The sequence below is a fragment of the Bremerella volcania genome (assembly GCF_007748115.1).
Lineage (GTDB): Bacteria > Planctomycetota > Planctomycetia > Pirellulales > Pirellulaceae > Bremerella > Bremerella volcania.
In genome coordinates, this window is record NZ_CP036289.1 from 4,976,595 (window position 1) to 4,996,692 (window position 20,098).

Below are 20,098 nucleotides of genomic sequence, written 5' to 3' on the forward strand. Positions count from 1 at the left end.
GGCATATGCTAAGATTTGGGGATGAGATCCACCCCCCACAGTACGACTTTAGCGCAACGCTATCCTCACCGCGCCCTCACGTGGCAGCTTCGCACACGCACGTTGCGATTCGACCGAAATCCCAAGCTGATGGGAATCCTGAATGTCACGCCGGATAGCTTTTCGGATGGTGGCCAGTGGGTCGACAAGCACGCCGCCATCGACCGAGCCCTGCAAATGGAAGCGGAAGGCGCGGACATCCTCGACATAGGCGGAGAAAGCACTCGTCCCTACTCAGATCCCGTATCTGCCCAGGAAGAACTTCAACGCGTTCTTCCCGTCCTCGAGTCATTAGCCGAGTCGCTGCGAATTCCAATCTCGATCGATACCACCAAGGCATTGGTCGCCAAGGAAGCGATCGCGGCCGGGGCCGAGATCATCAACGACGTCAGCGGCCTGCAAGCCGATCCGGAGATGATTCCCCTAGCGGTAGAAACAGGAGCGGGCATCTGTGCGATGCACATGCAAGGCAACCCGCAAACGATGCAGGACGCCCCCGAGTACGACGACGTCGTGCTCGATATCTTCGATTACCTGCAGGATCGGTACCGCCAACTGAGATACGCCGGGATCGAGCGTGCGAAGATCTGTCTCGACCCAGGCATCGGATTTGGCAAGACGCACCAGCATAACCTGGACCTAATGGCCCAGTGCGACGAATTCCACGCGTTGAACTGTCCGATTCTGGTAGGGCATTCGCGGAAAGGTTTCCTGGCCAAGATTCTCGGCGACAAAGACATGGACCGCACGTTGGCAACGGTCGGCTCAACCCTCACGCTCGCACGTCTGGGCATTCAGATCATCCGCGTGCATGACGTGAAAGCCAACAAGCAAGCCTTGGATGCGTTCGTCGCCACTGGCGGCGTCGATTGTATCCCCCGAGAATTGCCCGAAGTCTAATAGACGCCCTGAGCTGACGTCGACGCAACTCGCTTCACTTAATAGAGTTATGTCTACGCCGCGTCGCTATCCGCGTGAACCTTTCGCATTGACCCGGTGTCCCATTCCAGGGATAATCCGAAGTTGGACGAAATGTTTCTCAAGGTTGGAATAATGGCGATTGTTGACGATCTCGACTTAGACACCTATTGCAAGGAAACGGCTGAAAAAGCACAGGCCGCATCGCGTATCCTGGGCACCGTATCGGGTCAGGCAAAGAACGACTGGCTGCGTGCTTCCGCTGCTGCCCTGCGAAATAGCTTTGAGAGCATCGCCGAGGCGAATGACAAAGATATCGCCAACGCACCGCAGTATGGCCTGACAGACGCCCAGATCGATCGGCTCCGCCTGACCAAGGATCGCGTTGAAGGCATTGCCGCGGCCCTGGAAGAGATCGCCATGTTCCCCGATCCGATCGGGGCCACGATCGAGTCGTCCGTTCGTCCCAATGGTTTAGCCATTCAAAAGATTCGCGTCCCGCTGGGAGTCGTGTTCTTTATTTACGAGTCACGACCCAACGTCACCGCCGACGCCGCCGCCATTTGCGTGAAGAGTGGCAATGCCGTGATCCTTCGCGGTGGCAAGGAAGCGATGCATTCCTCACAGGCCATCGTCAGCATCCTGCAAGAACAAGCAGCCGAGTTCGGCATTCCCGCCGATGCGTTGCAATTGGTCTCGACCACCGACCGCGCAGCAGTGGGCCATTTCCTGAAACTGAACCAAACCATCGACGTCGCCATTCCTCGCGGAGGGGAAGGTCTCATCCGCCGCGTCAGTGCAGAAGCCACGATGCCGGTCATTAAGCACTTCGCAGGCAACTGCCATGTGTACATTGATGAGGCAGCCGACCTCGACATGGCCATACAAATCACCGTCAACAGCAAGTGCCATCGCTATGGCGTCTGCAATGCCGCCGAATCGTTAGTGGTGCACAAGGATGTCGCTGGCAAGTTCCTTCCGCTGATCGCCGAAGCGTTCTCAAAAGAAGGGGTCGAGATGCGTGGGGACGACGCGACGTGCTCTATCGTGCCAACGGCCAAACAGGCAACCGAAGAGGACTTTGGTGCCGAATACCTGGGCCCCGTCATTTCGGTGAAGGTTGTCGATAACATCGACGAGGCAATTGCCCACATCAACAAGTACAGTTCGAAGCACACCGAATCGATCGTCACCGAGAACCTGGCAGCCAGCCGCAAATTCTCGGCCCAGATCGATAGTTCGGCCGTGATGATCAACGCGAGTACCCGCTTCAACGACGGCGGCGAGTTCGGCCTGGGAGCGGAAATCGGTATCAGTACCGACAAGTTCCACGCACGCGGCCCTTGCGGGATCGAAGCATTGACCAGCTACAAATACATCGTCATGGGAGAAGGTCACGTTCGGAAGTAAATCGAACGATGACTCCTTTTCGTGAATCAAGGGAGTGATTCATGTCCGACAACGTACTGAGCCAGGCAGAAGTCGAGAGCCTTCTCAACGCGATGGAAACCAGCGCGGAACCGGCCAAAGGTCCCGCCGCGCCGGCAGCCGATACGGGGTCGCCCGCGCGCACCATGCGCGGTAAAGACAAAGTCACTCCCTACGACTTCAAGCGGCCGGAACGTGTCGGCAAGGACCAGATGCGGGCCCTGCAATCGATGCACGAGGGCTTTAGTCGGAACTTCGGTGCCGCCCTTTCCGCACTCTTGCGTTCGATCGTGGAAGTCAAGCTGACCAGCGTCGATCAGCTGACCTACAGCGAGTTCGTCTTCAGTCTGGAAAACCCCAGTTGCTTTAACCTGCTGGTTGCCGAGCCGCTGGAAGGAAATCTGATCCTCGACATCAACCCTTCCATTTTGTATCCCATCATCGATCGCTTGCTGGGAGGCGGCAAAGAAAGCACGCCTGCTTCGCGGAGGCCCCTGACCGAGATCGAACTCACGCTCGTTTCGCGGATCTCCGATCTGTTTCTGATCGAGTTGAAGGATGCCTGGGAGAATGTGCTTCCGCTCGACCTGCGCGTCGTTCGCGTTGAAAGCAATCCACAGCTGGTTCAGATTGTGCCGCCGAACGAAGTCGTGGTGCTGGTCAGTTTCGAACTGGCGATCGGCGACGTGCGTGGCATGATCAACTTATGTATTCCGTTCAACTCGATCGAACGTATCAGCAACAAGCTGACGGCCAATACTTGGTTTGCCTACGGCAGTAGCGAGGCAACGCCCGAATCGAGGGCCGCCTTGGGCGTTCACCTCGACAAGGCCCAGGTCGAACTCGACGTGATCCTGGCCGAGACGAAGATCTCGATGGAAGAACTGTTGGATCTGCGCGTCGGCGACGTGATCACGACCGAGAAAGATTCACGTACGCCGCTACAAGTCAACGTGAACGGGACCCCAACGTTTCAGGCATTCGCCGGTGCATTCAAAGGGCGAAAAGCCATTCAGATCGAACGCAGTTACGAACGCAAGAAACCTGGCGTTTAAAGTCAGGGACTCACGCGTAAGATCAGGCTCAGAATCTCAACCGCAATCGCCCCTTTCGATCCTGGCTCGAATTTCTTTTCTTTCGATAGGCTCACAAAGTGGCGAGCACAATCTTGGCGTAGTGCTTCCAACTGTCGATCAGGCTGAGCGCACCAAGTGGCGTTAAGGCGTTCGAGCGCTGTCACGTCCCCCTCTAAGGCACGCTCGACGAGCACCAACAGTTCGTCCCGGTCGGTGTTCTCTTCCGGAATGACCACTGGTGCGGAAGCAACCGGGGCAGTGGCCGCTTCCTTGATCCGCTTTCCGGACATTGCCACGCGCAGTCGGTTGCCGATTGCCGAGAGGTCTTCCAGTCGTGTCGTGAGGGGAACCTCGCCAATCAACCTCGCTGCTTCGTCCGGCTCGCGATGGCACAATGCTACCTGGACCCATGTGGCCCACGGATGCCGCGAGGCCTCTGGCGTACGAGCGGGCGAATCAAATTGGAATACGCTACAGCCTTCCTGACGGGCAGCTTTCTTCTGTTCCTCGAGATCATTGGCCAGGCCAATCAGCCGAAAGTTACGGCGAGGCGAATAACGAAGCCGCGTCGAGAACGAGAAACAAGGGCGTATCGATACCGGTAAAAGATTGAAAAAGACCGTCAGGAAACGATCGTTGTATCCGCCGGTGAACAGCAGCTTCTTCGACGTCATCGCATGGTGCGTCCAAGCCACCAGCGATTGTTGTTGAACAGGGGAATCAAAGAATCGAATAAGCCCCGCATCGACCGGCGCACCTGAGGGGAGCATCTTCAGCGAAGGAAGATCAGACGGAAGCTTTGCCCCTGGTCGTAAATCGTGAATTGCCAGCGCCGCCGATAGAACGCGAAACGGGTCGTTCTGGAACTTCCGGAACGCGTCGGCATCGAGCACAAAGCAGTGGGTATAAACCTGGCGTCCGCCGCGTCCGCTGTACTCGGCCGATCCGAGGACCGTTCGTGATATACAGAACTTGCGGTCTCCTAGCGGATGAAAATTCAAGCTGACGTCCGTCGGGTCGTCGACGATCATCGAATCGTGGGCCGGCCCCCAAACGGCCAGTTGCCGGGCATCTTCGCTACTGATGCCAGGGCTCCAGGCAACCAGTTGATAGCCGTCTTTGGAAGATGTTTGAGCCGAAGTAAAGATTGCCTGTTCGACGGCAACCGTTCCCGAAGGATGACTTGGCCTGGGTGGTGCGACTTGAAGATCTTTAGGAGAGAGCGGAGCCATGGGTTGCGACCAACTATATTTTGCGTACGAGCCATTCAAACGGTTCTACAATGCCGCGCGGCTCAATCCGCAGCGGTACTGCTGACGTTCCTTCGCCTGGTTCTTCGCGGAAGCCGACCGACCCGGCCACGCCGGAAGCAAAAAATCCGTAGTTCGTAAAACGCTGTTGAACCTGTTGCCACAGATTCGGCGTCTTCTCTCGGGCATACAGTTCGGGATTGTCGAAACAGGGCTCACAGCGATCGGCCTTGGAGAAGACAATCGCGACCGGCCGGGTGCTTTTTCCGCGACTATGGCGACTGTCTTGCTCGCTGAGGTAGGTGATCAACTTCATCAGGAAATAGTTTTGTTCGGCTCCTCCTCGCTCGATCCGATCGGTATCGGCAAGCAGAATCACGGCCGAGCATTTTTCCAGGAACGAGTGAATGGCCGGATAGGCATTGGGGTGGTCGATCTCTTCCAAGATCGCTTCCCCAGCCATATCCGGCATGATCAGTTCCATGGGGTTCTTCTTCGAGTTGACCTTGGCCTGGCAGTGCACCCAGTTCCAGCGATCCGGCTCGTTGGGGGTTTTTTCAGGGAAGCGGCAGTTGGACAAAGCCATCATCGTCCGCTGCTGCAGCGTGATCGAAAACGCACCGCGGGCCAGCACTTGCACGCGGCCATTCTGCCGAGTGAGCATATCCAACAGCATGCCCAGGTAAACGGTCTTGCCTGCGGCGGCCGTTCCCAAAACGGCAACCATCTGGGGACGAACCCCTTGGGTGCGTGCTTGATGCGACAAGGCAAGCGGCGCGGCGCAGTGCCGACATAGTTCGGTGTTGTAGTTGTTATCGACGCCGCAAATGTAGCAGGCCAACGGTACGGCGCATTCCGCAAGTCGATACGAATCCATAGCTACGAGGACACGCTTGGTCATTGGGCCACCTCAGCAAGTTCTTGAGTTTCGACCTGGGCCGGGTGCTCCTCGGCTTGCATCGACTGGTCAGGGATCAGATCACAAATTCCAATAGCACAGCGAAATCCGACGTTTCGTTTTCGAGCGACCGCCTTGTCGCCACTTTGAAAATCACAGGTGGCCTGGGTCTCGAAATAAGTATCGAAAGCCCCGCCGCGAATACTTCGCATTGATGCGTCGAGCACCAATGGTGAACTGCTCGATTGCCAGGCACCGAAGCGGCTGGACGTCCATTCCCAGACGTTGCCGATTAATTGATTCGCGCCACCGACGCTCATTCCTTCGTCGTACTTTTCAACCGGAACCGTTGCCCCATGACCGCTTCCCCAGAGGTTGCATTTGTTCTGATCGAATGCTTCACCCCAAGGGAATTTGCGCTGGATCGGACGGGCACCTGGTAGCGGAACCGGCCAGCTGCCAGACTTGACCCATTCGGGATCGGTTGGCAGACGTTTCCCTACCCAACGCGCGTAGGCAGCCGCTTCGTACCAGCACACGCCGACCACGGGATGCTGGGCTTGTCCAGAAAGGTATTTGCCGTTCTTCCAGAAGCGTGGGCCTGGCTCGCCGGTGAGATCGACGAAGTCGAGCAGTGCCGGAACGATTTCCGGATCCCACAGCGAGATCTGCTCGTAACCGCCGTTCTCGACGAAGCGTAAGTATTGTTCGTTGGTGACCTGGTAACGATCGAGATAGAAGCCTTCGACCTGCACGATCCGGCCGTCGAGATGATCGGGCAAGTCAGGAGAATCATTGGCTCCCTTGCCGACGATTGTTTCACCGCCGGGAACGAGCGTCATCTCGTCGTCGAGCATGTTCTGAGCACGCTCTAACAATTTAGGCGGAATGCTTTCGGCAATCTGCGGGCGCAAGAGCAACGTGTAACGACCTTGATCGAGCATTTTTCGAGCAAGGGATTGCGAGTCTTTGGCATTGCCATTGTCCGTTGGCGGAGCCGATTTTCGAGATGGGGACTTTTCCGAATTGGACGAACTGGGACTTGGTAGAGTGGTAAACTTCTGGGTGAATTTTCGATAGACGAAAAAACCGCCGCCAATTGCAGCAATGAGAACAGTCGTAGATAAAGCCCAGAAAAAGCTGCCGAAGAGCCACGTTAGCGACATCAGTACGACTACGCTTGCTACGCCGGCCCCCCCTACTACATAGCGATTCATGAGATGTGTCCTGAGCAGGAATCTTTGGGAAAAGGGTGCAAATTAACGACGCTGGCTGCGGCGTTTGTTCACGTCTCGTTGCAATTTGGCAAATTGCGCCATCACGGAATCAACAACGGTATTATTGTTATTGGCTCGATATTCCACTTCGTCGCGGCAGACGGTCGCGGTATCGCTAATGACGGAGGTATCGGCAAAGGATTGAGTTTGTGCCGTCTGGGCGGGTGCGGCCGTTCGACGTTCCAAGAGCGAACGCATCGCTTGAAGTTCTTCGGACCAGGCTGACTTTTGTTGATTGAGTTCTTTGCGTTGTTGATCGATCGTCTCGGTCAGCTGCATCGCGTGCCCACGGGCCTGGTGCAGTTCTCCTTCAAGTGCCTGATTCCGCTCCACGAGTGAATCGTGATCGGCGTCTTCGCGAATGATCGTGTGTGCTTCGTCGCGTCGCATCAGTTCGAGCTTGGTTGCCGCGAGATCGCGGCGCAGTTGTTCTACTTCGGCAAGCAGATCCGCATCGGGCTCGGCCTGGGAGCGAGATGCTTGGAGTTGTTTTTCCAATTCGGCGATACGTTGCTGGCTCGCGGGGTCGCTGGAGGGGGATAGCTTCGCTTCGGAGAGTTGCTCTCGAAGCTGAGTAATTTCGGCGTTGGCCCTGTTCAACGCATCTTCTCGTTCGACAACTTGCTGCGAAAGTCGCAGGTTTTCCTGCGCGGCTTGTACCGATACCTGGGAAGTCTGATCGATTTCTCGTCGAGCCTTCATCAACTCGGATGCGCGCGATTCTACCTCTTGCCCGAGGTTGGCAATCTCTTGAAGAAGCTGATCAATGAACTTCTCCAATTCGCCGTTGTGGTGGCGAAGCTGAGTGAGTGCCTGATCGAGCGGCGCGTAGTCGGGGCTCATTTCTGAAGCTATTGCGTGAGCATTCACGTCAACCCTGCCTTCCGCCAGTCATTGGTGGGAACTCGGCCATGAATCTCTGTCCGGATGGGACGCCGTGGGAAACGGGGCCAAATTGAAATAAGTCGTAAAGAGAAACACGATGGTTTCTCTGGAAAAGTTGGAGGGAAGCTGGTCTGGTTCAGCAACCGCCATTGAAAACGTAGGTCGAAAGTGCCCCCGAAGCAAAAGAATCCAAGGAAATTGCCAGCCATCGCCTCGTAGAACACCCGAAAAAATGGTCTTTCCGTGGCCAAACACACGGGAAAAACAATCCGGTTGCCCATTAACTGAGAGATGTTAGGCTGGAGTAAAGTGTTTGCGCTCGCTGGGAATTGCGGGCACTGCGTGCGAAGGATTCTCGCCTAATTGCCTTTTGGACTTTCGGAGTCTGCCACCATGATTAACTTCACCAAGACCTTCCCGCTGCTGTTGGCCACTGTCGTTCTGTTGGTATCTGCTGGTCAAGCCAGCGCGGCGAACAGAAGCCTGGAACCAACCTGCTGTGCCCCAGAGCCGCCGACTCCTTGCTGCTACGATCCGTGCTTTCACTACAAAACGCATAAGTTGTTCGTAAAGAAGGCCTGCCCTTGCGATTGCTGCCCTCCGGTCGAAGCCGTCCTGCAGGTCGTCGATCCGCGTTGCAACTGCTTCGTCGACGTTCCCGTGTGTTTGCCAAGCTGCTGCACCGGCGTCCCCACGATTGACAGCCGTTGCGGGTTGTTCAAGCGTGGAATCGTCGAGTACGAGTGGTGCTGTGGTTTCAAGATCAAGATGGTCTTCAAGCACGGTGGTCACGTCGACGTTCACTACTACGGCCTGTAAGCCACGCCTCACCACGCGCACCCTTGTGGTTGCAGCGACAAACCATGCAGGACACCTCATCAAGGTGCCCTGCTTCTTTTTTAATTGCCAGAATGTTTGCCGGTGGTAGATCGTTGACCAATTGATTGTGCCGCTTCATACTGAGGGTCGATACCCATCACCATCAGCAAACATAGGCCCCAGCGTGTCGAAAAAGCGGCGAAGCTCCAAGAAGTTGTCGCGCACCGAGGTACATCAACCTCCGAGCGAACCTCAAGCAATTGAATCGCTAACGGTCTTCTGGAGTTTATGCATTTTTGCGACCTTGGTCTTGGTGATTGTGGTCTTGTTGCTTCGAGTTTCGGCGGCGCTGTTGCAGCCAGCCGAGAATACCAATAACACGTGGACTGGCTTTGCCGATCTACTTCTTTTCTCGGCAATTGTCAGCGGAAGCATCGGCGGTATTCTGACTCCGATCGTCCAGTCGCAGCGCAAACGTCGGGCCCCCAAATCAATTCAACTAGCCGCGATTGCGATCGCCATTTCTCCGTGGATTTTGCTGGCACTGTTAGTTGCCCGCTCTTGATGCGAAACTAAGTCATCCCCTAGGCGTCGCCCTCATGCCCAATTTCCATAGCAATCTACGCGAAAGGATCGGTCTGAATGGACCCTCGTTTTGAAAAGCTCGCGAAAGTCATCGTCCAATACTCTGGCAGAGTGAAGCCAGGTCAGCTCGTGCGGATCACGGGTTCGCCGGTGACCGAACCGCTGATGATCGCCGTGTACCGAGAAGTCGTCCGAGTTGGGGCCCATCCTGAGGTCGCGATCGTGCCCGACGAGTGTAAGCGGATCATGCTGGAAGAAGGCTCCGACGAACAGCTTTCCTACGAAAACCCATTGCTATTGCACGCGGTCGATACGATTGATTGCTCGATTGGGTTATGGGGACAGAAGAACACGAAAGCTCTTTCTTCGATCTCGCCGCAGAAGAGTGCCCTGCAAAGTCAAGCCCGCAAGACGTATTTCAAAAAGTTTCTCGGTCGCGCGGCCGATGGATCGTTGAACTGGGTGGGTACGCAGTTCCCTTGCGAGTCGTCCGCTCAAGATGCCGAGATGTCCTTGTCCGAGTACGAAGATTTCGTCTTCCGCGGCGGCTTTTTAGACGAAGACGATCCGGTGGCTCTTTGGAAGAAGTTAAGCGTCCAGCAACAGAAGCTGGCCGACTTCCTGATGACCAAGAAAGAAATCCGCTTCGTCACGCCTCAAGGTACGGATCTTACGCTGGGAGTTGAAGGGCGCAAGTGGATCAACTGCGATGGTCACGAGAACTTCCCCGACGGTGAAGTCTTCACGGGGCCCATCGAAACAGCGACCGAAGGGCTCGTGAAGTACAGTTTCCCGGCCGTACACGGAGGGCGTGAATCGGACGGCATCGAGCTGACGTTCCGCGAAGGTCGCGTCGTCGATGCGAAAGCTTCCAAAGGAGAAGACTTCCTGATCGCCATGCTCGATCAAGATGCCGGGGCTCGCGTGCTGGGAGAGATCGCAATCGGTACGAACTACGCCATCCAAGAGTATTCCAAGAACACCCTGTTCGACGAAAAGATTGGCGGGACCTTCCATGCAGCTGTCGGCGCGTCCTATCCCGAATCGGGCGGAACGAACGAGTCGGGCCTGCACTGGGACATGGTTTGCGACCTGCGACAAGGGGGACAGATCTTCGTCGATGGAGAACTGATCAGCGAGAACGGGCGATTCTTGAATCCAGAGTTCCCCCAACCTTTGACTAACCGGCTTTAGGGAAACGGGGGGCGAATGATCCCCTCGTCGCGAAGCGGATTGCAATAGAGAATTCGCTTGAGAAGTTCGGGATTTCCCGATTCATCCGCGGGTCGCTCGTAGTGCCACTCGCGGTGCGTCGGAATGTAACGCTCGTCAAACGGCCAGCCATGAAACGGGCCGAACCCTAAATGATCGGTAAGCTTTTCCGAGTTCATCGAGACATTTCCAGCCCGAGGCGGAATCGGACCGGCTTCGATTCGCATACAGCCCATCAGTAGCTCTGGATCGTAGCCGCCAACGCGATTGACGATTTGGGCGATCTCATAGAGACTCAGCCGAATCGGCCCCCCGGCGTGGTAGATGCCCGGCATGTCTCGCGCGAGAATCTCTTCGAATGCCAGGTTCATGCAGTCCGTGTAGGTAGGCGTACGGACCTCGTCAAAATAGAGGGTCGCCGGACGTTTTTTTTTGAATCGCGACTGAATCCAATCGATTGCCCCTGCGTGACCGTTGAAGCTGACCCCCATCGGTAACGAAATCCTCAAAATCGTCGCATCCGGCCGGATCAAAGAGACCAGGCTCTCGGCGGCAGCCATCGTCTTACCGTAGACGGTCACCGGGTCGGTCGAATCGGTTTCCAGCATGCTTCCTTCGCCTGACTCCCCGCTGAAAACGAGATCGATCGAGAGATGGATCAGGCGAGTATCGGTACCTTCCAGGATATGCAAAAGGTTTCGGGTGCCTTCCAGATTGATCCGCCAGGCCATCGCTGGATCTAACTCGCACGACTTAAGCGCGCAACTTCCGGCACAGTGTAAGACCGATTTGAATTGATGCTCGTCAAACAATCGCTTGAGGGCATCGATGTCCTCCATGTCGCAGGCAACGATTTGATCACCTTCAAGCCGCCAATTATCAGTGGGGCGGATTCCGACGACATGTTGGGAGAATTTGTGGCGGAAGTGATACAGCGCGTTATAGCCGGGAACGCCCGGGACGCCGGTAATTAGCAGAGGAAGTCCGATGGACATGGCAACTTATCGGCGACTTGCGCGAAAAATGCAGTGCACTCCGCACGGCATGTTTGGAATTTCAATGGATTTTCCACAGAAGCGAATCGGGTTGGCAACACACCTAACCCTCCTGCAGCGGACCGAGTTGATCTCACAATCCGCATAATAAGTATATCCGGCAAACCCGATAGCCCCGATATGGGGGCAGGTGAGTGGCATTGTAAGCAATGCTCGCTCTTATAGGGCATAAACCAACGCCAGGAGCTAACCTTTATCCCGGAGTTACTTGCCAAACCATGCTTGAACTTGGGTTGTGACCTAAGTTTTGTAAAGGCGTGTCATTGACCGCCCAAGCTAGCTTGCTCGAAATGCTTTTAGGAATTCGTCCATGTCGTTGCCTCCCGCAGCTCTCTCTCTCACCGGTAATACGGTAGGTACGTTTGTGCCTGCGGTACGTCACCGTTTGAAGCAGATGAGCACGGAACTGCGAAACTACTTCGGTACCTCGTTTTGTTTGAGGGACGGAAGTACGGGCGAACTCATGCTGGCAGCCGACGACGGTATCGTAGGAGACGATTCACTCCTCGCTTCCCTCTGCCCAGGCATCCTCCGAGAAGGCACTCCCACAATCGTGGCCGAAGAAACCGGCTGCGCCGTCCTGGCGATTCCCCTGCGCGACGGCGTGAACACTTACATTGGAACCGCCCCCTTTCGGCTGGCTATCACCGGTAGTGCATCGCCTGAATTCGGGAAGCTTTCCCAGGTATTGGGCTGTTCTCCCAAAGAAGCCAAACGCTGGCATCAGGCTCAGGCCGAGTGGACCATCCCGGCACTTGAGCGGATGTCCGCCATGGTGCTTGGCAAGATCACGTCCGATTCCGAAATCGAACGACTGACCGAAGAGATCGACAAGGTCTCGGATAGTCTGTCGTCGACCTACGAAGAAATAAGCCTTCTGTACGGCCTGACCCAGAACCTGCGTATTTCGAGTAGCGATTCGCAACTCGGAGACCTTGCACTCAACTGGCTCTTGGAAGTCATCCCCTGCCGCGGACTTTCGATCCTGTATCAACAACCAGGTCGTCGCGGAAGCCAAAACGATTCTTCCGGGACGCAGTACGAGCCCCACCTCCTTTCCGTCGGTGAATGCACGGTCGATTCTCAGATGCTCTCTCACCTGGTGAAGAAGCTAAACCTGAATGAAAAGCGGTCCGCATTCGTCGCCAACCAGCGCATCACCGAACGTCCCGACTGGCCTTGCCCGGAAATTCGGCAGATCATTGCCGTGCCGCTGGTCGAAGGAGACAACATCTTTGGCTGGCTGTTTGCCATCAATCACAACGAAGACAAAGGATTTGGCACCGTTGAAGCGAGCTTGCTTAGCAGCGTCGGCACGATCCTGGGTATTCACAGCGGAAATATCGAACTGTATCGCCGTCAGTCCGAATTCGTTACCAGCGTGGTTCGCGCCCTGACGTCTGCCATCGACGCCAAAGACCCGTACACATGCGGTCACAGCGATCGCGTTGCCCGTCTTGCCGTTCGCTTGGCGCAAGAGATGGGCCTTGACAACGAGACCCTCAACCTGCTGTACATGGCTGGCTTGCTACATGACGTCGGCAAGATCGGCATCGACGACAGCGTCCTCCGCAAGCCCGGTCGCTTGACCGACGAAGAATACGAACACATCAAACTGCACCCTGAACTGGGCTGCAACATTCTGTCGGGCCTCAAGCAATTAGAGGCCGTGCTCCCGGTGGTTCTCCATCATCACGAGCAATGGGACGGCAAAGGATATCCTCATAAGCTGGCCGGGGAAACCATTCCCAAGCTGGCACGCATCACGGCCGTTGCCGATGCCTACGATGCCATGTCCAGCGATCGACCTTACCGAAAAGGAATGCCGGAGGATCGCGTGAATCAGATTTTCCGCGAAGGCTCAGGCACCCAGTGGGATCCGGAAGTCATCGAAGCATTCTTCGCCGCACGTGAAGACATTCGCAACATCATGAGAGAGGAACGTGCTGGACTGGGCTTCGACGTCAGCAACTGGATCAAGTCGCTTCAAGACGACTAAGCAACTTCCAGCGAACCTGCTTCCGAATCGATTCGTGTCCCGGCGGCGTTCAAGCCGCGTCGAATGATGGCCAGCCCCAGATATTGGCCATGGTGATTGGCAAGCGAGGTGAGCTGCCCGACTTCCTTGCCCTCGACGACCAGCGCCGCTGGCAGTTCTGACGGAACGTCACCTGTCAGCCATCGCACGGCGACCAACTTCTTATTGACATGCCCCATCGCGTCGATCCGCGCGACGGTCTCCTGCCCCAGATAGCACCCCTTCTTGAAGCTAATCGCCTGGTCATCGCGATTGACCTCTTGAGCCAAGTGCTCGGCACCGAAATCAATCCCATGGACGGGGAACCAATTCTCGATTCGCAGTCCTTCAAACGCTTCGACAGAGGGCTGGACGTCCTGTACCAGGCTCTCTACGCCGGGGCCCGAAAGCTCGTACGATGCTTCTTTCAGGAGGGGCGTATGGAGGATATCAATCGATGCTCCCTCCCGACTCAACGTTTGATGCTGGTGCAATTCAGGCAGATCACTCACGCCAAGCTTTCCTTTAAGCCACGATCCAACATTTTCGCCCCAAACCAAAATAGCATTTTTCGACTCGCTTTGGTCCGTGACTTCGACGTCTTCGATCATCGCGTACTTCTGCAAATGGAGAAGCAGAGCTTCCGTCTGTTGCCCCAACCCGAGAAACACAATCCGATCGTCATGTTTCTTAAGAAAGCCATGGGCGAGGACCTTTCCCTGAACGGTAGGAATGTACGCCTCGCAACTTGCACCGACCGCCAGTTGGGCGACATCGTTCGAGCAAAGGCCCTGCAGAAAGCGGATGTGACTGGGGCCGCTTACTTGGATCTGACTTTTCAGCGGAGACGAAACCCAAGAGATGGTGTCGTTCATTCTCTCTCGACTTTTAGAAGTTACGATGGCAGGCCCGACTCAGCCAGGCGAAGCGACATGTTTTGTGCATCGTGCACGATGACAACGTCTTGATAGTGCTCACAAATCTTTCGACACTCCTCGTCTGACTCGACAGGAATCAGATCGAGCTGATCCAAGATGTCCTCAGAGAGCGCGCTGCGAAAGTAAACTTTGCACTGGGATAACGTCTTGGCGAACTGCAAGGCGATCGCCGCATCTTCGCTACGAGATTTTCTCATGAGCGTCTCGAAGTCCGTGAATTCCAGCGATTCAGCCATTTGAGCCATTGCCAGGCCAGGACGTTGACGAATCTCGGTCGCTAGAATGATGGCGCCGCCAGGCCGAACGAGGTTTTCGACGTTCGCGAGTGCTTTGGCGGCGTTTTCCCACGATTGTCCAAGCTGACCACCAGTCACCAAGGCAATCACTGCACCGGCCAGGCTCGAAAGGGGCGGCTGCCAGTGCTCGGCCAATTGCTTGCTGGACAATGCTTCAGCCTGCGATGCCTCGCCATATACCGCACTGGAGTAGCCCCCTCCGCGAGCCGGCAGGAGAAGGCAGTTAACCGCGATCCCCAGCAGTTGGCGTATTTCTTCAATCTCAGCGATGCGGCGTTTGCGGCGTTGTGGTCGCGTCACGAATAATGGCGAATTCCAGCGTTTTTTTGAATCGATATCCGAGTAGGTCGGATAGAGCGAAGAGAACGCCCCAAAGGCGTTGAATCCCCCTTCGCTGCAAGCCACCCCGACCGGCACCACCACGTCGGCATCGCACAAATGCCGATTCAGAATGATGGCTCGATTCTCTTGGGTCGACGTAAGAAACGAATTAGCCTTTTGATCGTGCGGCTGGTGCACGATGACTTCGGCTGAATCGCCAAGAGGGGCAACAACCTGCTTCAATGACTCGACAACCGGTGCCAAAACTTCGGCCGGCAAGAGAAATTGAAACTGTCGATCGGTTAATTTCGCTTGTTCGGCATATCGCACGACGCCGCGGGCAACGTCTTCGACGTCGGTTACCTCTTTCCCATAGGCAAACAGAATCGTATCGCCGGGCACGGAAGCGTCGGCCAGGTCCGGAAAACCTACCGGATGGCTCAGCGCAGTCGCAATTGTCTCTGCAAGATCGGACGCCGGTAATGCGTCGGACTGAAGATTTGCCAGTAGATGCTGGTCAACTATTTCGCACTGCGAAGTTGCGTTGTCGCCAAACGGAGTCGAGAGGGGCATTGATACCCTAATGATTCGGGAAACTTGGATTCATTCCCCGAATCATAGGACTTCGCTTGCCGGACGGTCAACGGGACGCCGCTTAGTCCGGCGTACCAGCACGCATGCGAAGACACATGCTCACCAGTTCCTGCAGACCACGTTGAATCGATTCAGCCGGTGCACTCTCGCGGCAGGCGTTTTCCAGAACCGCTGCAATCGCCGTGACTTCGCCAAATCCGTAGCTACCAGCAGCCCCCTTCATTTGGTGGGCAACGCGTCCGAGTTCTGCCCAGTTCGACGTCTCAGCAGCTTCAAGCATACTTTGAACTCGGTTCGGAATCTCTTCGACGAACATTTCCACAAGTTCGCCCAGATCTTCATCGTTGCCGAATTCGGAATAGATCAGCTGCTGTTGGTTCGTCATTGTCATCTCAATTTGCCCCTACCAACGGTGAAAGCGGATGCGGTTTTACTGTGACTAAGCGGACCGCCCTCGAATTTACGCAGACTAGTGGACTGCCACTAACCAAGAGTGGGCTTCGAAACTGGGGTTGGGCAGCGTTACCGCCGGCAAATTACAGGGTCCTGAGCCCCAAGTGATAGCACAGCCACACCATCCGTTACGACCTGACCTGATAAACTAATCCGACTGCACAATTTGGGCATTTTGATAGAGGGTTCCGTTTTAGGGTGTCGATAGCGATTGATAGTTCCTAACCAAGGAAAGTTACTTGCGTGGACAATCGCTAGCACTGGGTTTTGTTTTCCCGGCGCATCAACGGGATTAGCCCGCAAGAGTTTGTTTTTTCTGGTGGTAAATGAGTCAAGTTGGAGTCCTCTCGATGAATGCCCGTTTTGCTTTCCCTGCGTTGTTGGTTGTCGGTATGATCTTCGCCGCTGCCTCCACCGCCCAAGCCGGTATGTTCGGCTTCCACTCGCACGGTTGTGGCTGTGCACCTGAACCTTCCTGTTGTGCTCCCGAGCCGACTTGCTGTGCTCCAGAGCCATCGTGCTGTGATCCTTGCGGTCGCAAGTGCAGCCTGTTCTCGAAGCTGAAGCACAAGTTGCACAGCTGCTGCAAGCCTTCGTGCTGTGCACCAGAACCAAGCTGCTGCGCTCCAGAGCCAACCTGCTGTGCTCCGGAACCCACTTGCTGCGCTCCTGAGCCAACCTGCTGTGCTCCAGAGCCATCGTGCTGCGATCCTTGTGCCAAGAAGTGCGGTCTTTTCTCGCACCTGAAGCACAAGCTGCGTAGCTGCTGCAAGCCAAAGTGCTGTGCACCAGAGCCATCGTGCTGTGCACCAGAACCGACTTGCTGTGCTCCTGAACCGACCTGCTGTGGCTAGTCGATCAGGAAGCGACGCCTGGTCGCTTCAATTGAATAAAGAAGACAGCCAGAGTCTTTCCTCCGGGAACCTCTGGCTGTTTTTCGTTTCTTGGGGAAATTCGACCACCTAAATGGCTAGAAATGAACTTCTAAACAGACTATTTGCTTGACGAAATCCCCAAAAGAAGAGATTCTGATGTTCTCTTTCGGAACATAGAGAAGTACTAATCTGGAGAACTTTCCCGTGCTCAAACTAATCCGGGCGGGGATAGTGGCAAGTATTCTTGCTCTGTCAATTCATGCTTCCTTCAGCCAGTCTGCCTTCGGCCAGGAAGATTCCCAATCGAAAACCGCACTGGATAAGGTCCAGTCCTTCAGCCGCGTGGGTGAATTCACCCGTGCGTTCGAGGAAATTGCCAACGTGCAAGATGCCGCCATGCGCGACCAGGGGCACTCGGCAATCGCTCGCATGCAGATGAAGGCCGGCCTAATTCATGCCGCGGTGGAAACGGCTTCGTACATCGAAAACGATGTGAATCGCTCGGAGGTTCTGTCAGAAGCATCGGCCGTCCGCAGCAAGGCCCCCGTGGCTCGCGGTGGCGGCGTAACGCCTGACTTCGATCAGTTGATTGACTTGATCACAACAACGGTGGAACCGGAAAGCTGGGAAGAACTGGGGGGCCCTGGTTCCATTGCCCCCTTCCCCACTGGTGTGTACGTCGATTCGGAAGGGACTCTGAAGCGGGTGAAACAGCTATCCAACGACTCCCTTCTCTCCGAGATCCATGACTCTTCCAAGATCATCACGACTGACCAAAACGTTTCAACGCAGTCGGTGCTGCGCAAGGTTTCGTTGACGCGACTGGAAAAGGAAGCCCAACTGCGATGGGCACTTGGTCGCGATCCCACCGACACCATGCGGAACCTGGCCGGCATCTACGAAGTCAAGTATCTGCTGGTTTACCCGGAGACGGGCGAGATCGTGATCGCCGGTCCGGCCGGCCCCTGGCACGCCAACGCCGAAGGGCGCCATGTCAACGTTTCGACCGGGCGGCCCGTTCTTCAACTAGACGACATGGTAGTCTTGCTTCGCAATGCGATGGAGGAACATGGCAAGTTTGGATGCGCCATTACGCCAACTCAAAGCGGCTTGAAGAGCGCCCAAGAATACATTGATGTGACTTCCGCCAAGCCGCTACATCCTCGGCAGCGAGACCAGTGGCTGGAAGGACTGCGCGCTGCCGTCGGCAAGCAAAACATCACCGTGCATGGCGTTAGCCCTGACACGCGAGTCGGTCAGATCATCGTGGAAGCCGATTATCACATGAAGCGGATCGGCATGGGTCTGGAAGATGGCACGGCAGGCGTTCCCAGCTATCTCGAGATGGTTACCATTCCCCCAGGCGGAAGCCCTCCGCCGATGGATGTCCTGCGATGGTGGTTCACGCTCGATTATCGCAATATCAGCGTTACCAAGGAGCGAGACGCATTTGCCCTGCAAGGACCTGGCGTGAAGGTCTTAAGCGAAAATGAGCACCTCGATGCTCAAGGTCAACGAATTCATACCAACGCCAGCACGGCCCTTAATGCAACGTTTGCTCGTAATTTCTCGACCAACTACGCCGCACTCGCGGTGAAGTATCCGATCTACGCCGAACTCAAGAACGTCTTTGATCTCGCGATGATTTGTTCGTTAATCGAAAACGAGCGCTTGGCCGACCAGGTCGATTGGAGCCTGACCCACTTCGGCTCCAAAGGGAGCTACCAGGTCGCTACCGGTTCGCCCCCCACAGTCGTCGATACGATCATGAACATGCGAGTCATCGACAAGAAGCACATCATCGCTGGCGTAAGTGGCGGCGTTAGCTTTGATCCTTCGGACATGCTTACCGACGACCAGCTTACCGTCGACGAATACGGGCTGATGACTGCCGACCACAAAGCAAGCGGCGTCCCCAAGACCATCAAGCATCACGGCTGGTGGTGGGACTAATCAGCATTACTGCGAGGTCGGCGCCAGGACCAGGCGCTGGTCCATGCCACCGAGCATAATCGTCTCGACACTACCGCGGCGGCGTCCCTCTTTTACTAGGAGGACAGACACGTCCGGATACTTCGGCAATAGAGCTTCCGTCTCTTGCGGTCCCATGACATAACACGCTGTCGCCAGGGCATCCGCCAAGGCGGCACTGGGAGCGATCACCGTTGCCGAAAGCAACGAGGTCGCTGGTTGACCCGAGCGAGGATCCAACACGTGACCATACTTCTTCCCTTCGTGGAAGAACGCTTGAAACGCGGCACCTGATGTCCCGAGTGCCTCACCGTTTAGGTGGACCGTGCCTATTCTGCGATCTGGCCGTAGCGGGTGAGGGACACCGACCTCCCAGCCATCTCGCGGCGTTCCATCGCGGCGTACGCCTTGGGCAAGTACGCTACTAGTCCCGCCGTGTACCAGGAAGTCTTCCACCCCTGCTTCGCTTAGCAGCTCTTGGCAGCGATCCAGCGCATAGCCTTTTCCAATGCTTCCCAGGTTCAGTTCGACCCCTTCCTTCTCAAAGAAGATCGTTCGATTGCTTTCGTCGAGCGTTAGCTTATTACTGCCCACCAGGTCCATGGCCGAGGCCAGATCGGCATCCTCAGGTACCTTCCCTTCGCGATCGAAGAAGCCCCAGGCCTTGATCAGCGGCCCGGCCGTGATGTCAAACGCACCGTGCGTATCTCGATGAAGTTGGACCGCGAGCTTCAACAGGTCAAAAAGACGTTGTTCGACGACTTGAGGTCGCAAATAGGCCGTCGCCCCCAACCTGCAGATTTCGCTGTCATAGCGATAAGCAGAAAGTTGCTGCTCTAGCTCGGTCACTAAATCGAGGGCCGCTACGCCTGCTTCCGTTTCGGTACCAGGCCCGAGGGCATTCAAATAAACCTCAAACTGGCAGGCCATCGCTTTCCGGGTCAGCTGAATCAGGTAGGCCCCAGGGGCGGTCGATGAGGCAGAAATCCCTGCCGTCTCTGGGACTGCTTCCACATCAGGCTGTTCCGCAGAACGGATTTTTCCCTGCAAAAAACTGCGGCGGCTGGCCAGTCTTTCCTCTTCAGGCGTCACGACTTGTCCTGGTTTTTGGGGCATGCGGACTTACGAAAATCGAAATTCTGTCCCTAAATCAAGTTCAGGGTTATACTAATTGTGAACGTTCGTCCCCAG

17 protein-coding genes are annotated in these 20,098 nt (G+C 55.8%); 8 read left to right on the forward strand and 9 right to left on the reverse strand.

Features of this window, described 5'->3' with window-relative positions; genetic code table 11:
* Window positions 1–21 precede the first annotated feature (21 nt).
* The 3 genes from folP to fliM all read left to right on the forward strand — a co-directional run bounded on the left by folP (window position 22) and on the right by fliM (window position 3,440).
* Entirely contained in the window at window positions 22–939 is a 918-nt protein-coding gene (folP, locus tag Pan97_RS19730) for a dihydropteroate synthase (protein WP_241676321.1), read from the forward strand.
* Window positions 940–1,092: 153 nt separating this feature from the next.
* Window positions 1,093–2,367, forward strand: a complete 1,275-nt coding sequence (locus Pan97_RS19735; RefSeq protein ID WP_144975592.1) for a glutamate-5-semialdehyde dehydrogenase — start codon at window positions 1,093–1,095, stop codon at window positions 2,365–2,367.
* 41 nt (window positions 2,368–2,408) lie between these two features.
* Window positions 2,409–3,440: a flagellar motor switch protein FliM gene (gene fliM / locus Pan97_RS19740; RefSeq protein WP_144975594.1), complete on the forward strand. Its 1,032-nt coding sequence runs from the start codon at window positions 2,409–2,411 to the stop codon at window positions 3,438–3,440.
* Between the two features lie 2 nt (window positions 3,441–3,442).
* Here fliM and Pan97_RS19745 read toward each other — a convergent pair whose 3' ends face one another.
* From Pan97_RS19745 to Pan97_RS19760, 4 genes are read right to left on the reverse strand one after another with little or no spacing between them, the layout of a single operon-like run.
* On the reverse strand, window positions 3,443–4,693 hold the full coding sequence (locus tag Pan97_RS19745) for a GAP1-N2 domain-containing protein (protein ID WP_144975596.1): 1,251 nt from the start codon (window positions 4,691–4,693) through the stop codon (window positions 3,443–3,445).
* 13 nt (window positions 4,694–4,706) lie between these two features.
* Window positions 4,707–5,612 carry a TRAFAC clade GTPase domain-containing protein gene (locus Pan97_RS19750; protein ID WP_144975598.1) on the reverse strand — a complete coding sequence of 302 codons (906 nt, stop codon included), beginning with the start codon at window positions 5,610–5,612 and terminating at the stop codon, window positions 4,707–4,709.
* Window positions 5,609–6,826 carry a formylglycine-generating enzyme family protein gene (locus tag Pan97_RS19755; RefSeq protein WP_144975600.1) on the reverse strand — a complete coding sequence of 406 codons (1,218 nt, stop codon included), beginning with the start codon at window positions 6,824–6,826 and terminating at the stop codon, window positions 5,609–5,611. Before Pan97_RS19755 ends, Pan97_RS19750 begins: the two co-directional genes overlap by 4 nt.
* A 42-nt stretch (window positions 6,827–6,868) precedes the next feature.
* Window positions 6,869–7,756, reverse strand: a complete 888-nt coding sequence (locus Pan97_RS19760) for a hypothetical protein (protein WP_144975602.1) — start codon at window positions 7,754–7,756, stop codon at window positions 6,869–6,871.
* 408 nt (window positions 7,757–8,164) lie between these two features.
* Between Pan97_RS19760 and Pan97_RS19765 the strand changes: the two genes are divergently transcribed.
* The 3 genes from Pan97_RS19765 (at window position 8,165) to Pan97_RS19775 (ending at window position 10,369) form a co-directional block, all read left to right on the forward strand.
* Window positions 8,165–8,590 carry a hypothetical protein gene (locus tag Pan97_RS19765; RefSeq protein ID WP_144975604.1) on the forward strand — a complete coding sequence of 142 codons (426 nt, stop codon included), beginning with the start codon at window positions 8,165–8,167 and terminating at the stop codon, window positions 8,588–8,590.
* A gap of 184 nt (window positions 8,591–8,774) precedes the next feature.
* Entirely contained in the window at window positions 8,775–9,155 is a 381-nt protein-coding gene (locus Pan97_RS19770; RefSeq protein ID WP_144975606.1) for a hypothetical protein, read from the forward strand.
* Window positions 9,156–9,232: 77 nt separating this feature from the next.
* Window positions 9,233–10,369, forward strand: coding sequence for an aminopeptidase (locus Pan97_RS19775; RefSeq protein WP_144975608.1), 1,137 nt, complete (start codon window positions 9,233–9,235; stop codon window positions 10,367–10,369).
* Here the strand turns inward: Pan97_RS19775 and Pan97_RS19780 are convergent.
* Window positions 10,366–11,382, reverse strand: a complete 1,017-nt coding sequence (locus Pan97_RS19780) for an SDR family oxidoreductase (RefSeq protein ID WP_144975610.1) — start codon at window positions 11,380–11,382, stop codon at window positions 10,366–10,368. The two genes, Pan97_RS19775 and Pan97_RS19780, sit on opposite strands and share 4 nt — an antisense overlap.
* Before the next feature lie 370 nt (window positions 11,383–11,752).
* Here Pan97_RS19780 and Pan97_RS19785 point away from each other — a divergent pair, with 370 nt between their 5' ends.
* Window positions 11,753–13,441: an HD-GYP domain-containing protein gene (locus Pan97_RS19785; RefSeq protein ID WP_144975612.1), complete on the forward strand. Its 1,689-nt coding sequence runs from the start codon at window positions 11,753–11,755 to the stop codon at window positions 13,439–13,441.
* Here Pan97_RS19785 and ygfZ read toward each other — a convergent pair.
* The 3 genes from ygfZ to Pan97_RS19800 form a co-directional block, all read right to left on the reverse strand.
* Window positions 13,438–14,334 (reverse strand): CAF17-like 4Fe-4S cluster assembly/insertion protein YgfZ, encoded by an 897-nt coding sequence (gene ygfZ, locus Pan97_RS19790; protein ID WP_144975614.1) that lies wholly within the window; start codon window positions 14,332–14,334, stop codon window positions 13,438–13,440. The genes Pan97_RS19785 and ygfZ overlap by 4 nt on opposite strands.
* Before the next feature lie 20 nt (window positions 14,335–14,354).
* The gene (locus Pan97_RS19795) at window positions 14,355–15,587 is read right to left on the reverse strand and encodes a lactate racemase domain-containing protein (RefSeq protein ID WP_144975616.1); all 1,233 of its coding nucleotides are present in this window, start codon (window positions 15,585–15,587) and stop codon (window positions 14,355–14,357) included.
* Between the two features lie 82 nt (window positions 15,588–15,669).
* Window positions 15,670–15,999 carry an Hpt domain-containing protein gene (locus Pan97_RS19800; protein ID WP_144975618.1) on the reverse strand — a complete coding sequence of 110 codons (330 nt, stop codon included), beginning with the start codon at window positions 15,997–15,999 and terminating at the stop codon, window positions 15,670–15,672.
* A 1,168-nt stretch (window positions 16,000–17,167) separates the two neighbouring features.
* Here Pan97_RS19800 and Pan97_RS19810 point away from each other — a divergent pair.
* Window positions 17,168–18,889 carry a DUF1598 domain-containing protein gene (locus tag Pan97_RS19810; RefSeq protein ID WP_144975622.1) on the forward strand — a complete coding sequence of 574 codons (1,722 nt, stop codon included), beginning with the start codon at window positions 17,168–17,170 and terminating at the stop codon, window positions 18,887–18,889.
* Between the two features lie 6 nt (window positions 18,890–18,895).
* On the opposite strand, the gene Pan97_RS19815 is transcribed toward Pan97_RS19810, so the two are convergent.
* A complete protein-coding gene (locus Pan97_RS19815) occupies window positions 18,896–20,023 on the reverse strand; it encodes an FAD:protein FMN transferase (protein WP_144975624.1) in 1,128 nt (375 codons plus the stop codon).
* Window positions 20,024–20,098: the final 75 nt, after the last annotated feature.

Coding starts and splice junctions, on each gene's coding strand:
- folP (WP_241676321.1), top strand. CDS start 22: ATGAGATCCACCCCCCACAGTACGACTTTAGCGCAACGCTATCCTCAC.
- Pan97_RS19735 (WP_144975592.1), top strand. CDS start 1,093: ATGGCGATTGTTGACGATCTCGACTTAGACACCTATTGCAAGGAAACG.
- fliM (WP_144975594.1), top strand. CDS start 2,409: ATGTCCGACAACGTACTGAGCCAGGCAGAAGTCGAGAGCCTTCTCAAC.
- Pan97_RS19745 (WP_144975596.1), bottom strand. CDS start 4,693: ATGGCTCCGCTCTCTCCTAAAGATCTTCAAGTCGCACCACCCAGGCCA.
- Pan97_RS19750 (WP_144975598.1), bottom strand. CDS start 5,612: ATGACCAAGCGTGTCCTCGTAGCTATGGATTCGTATCGACTTGCGGAA.
- Pan97_RS19755 (WP_144975600.1), bottom strand. CDS start 6,826: ATGAATCGCTATGTAGTAGGGGGGGCCGGCGTAGCAAGCGTAGTCGTA.
- Pan97_RS19765 (WP_144975604.1), top strand. CDS start 8,165: ATGATTAACTTCACCAAGACCTTCCCGCTGCTGTTGGCCACTGTCGTT.
- Pan97_RS19775 (WP_144975608.1), top strand. CDS start 9,233: ATGGACCCTCGTTTTGAAAAGCTCGCGAAAGTCATCGTCCAATACTCT.
- Pan97_RS19780 (WP_144975610.1), bottom strand. CDS start 11,382: ATGTCCATCGGACTTCCTCTGCTAATTACCGGCGTCCCGGGCGTTCCC.
- Pan97_RS19785 (WP_144975612.1), top strand. CDS start 11,753: ATGTCGTTGCCTCCCGCAGCTCTCTCTCTCACCGGTAATACGGTAGGT.
- ygfZ (WP_144975614.1), bottom strand. CDS start 14,334: ATGAACGACACCATCTCTTGGGTTTCGTCTCCGCTGAAAAGTCAGATC.
- Pan97_RS19795 (WP_144975616.1), bottom strand. CDS start 15,587: ATGCCCCTCTCGACTCCGTTTGGCGACAACGCAACTTCGCAGTGCGAA.
- Pan97_RS19800 (WP_144975618.1), bottom strand. CDS start 15,999: ATGACAATGACGAACCAACAGCAGCTGATCTATTCCGAATTCGGCAAC.
- Pan97_RS19815 (WP_144975624.1), bottom strand. CDS start 20,023: ATGCCCCAAAAACCAGGACAAGTCGTGACGCCTGAAGAGGAAAGACTG.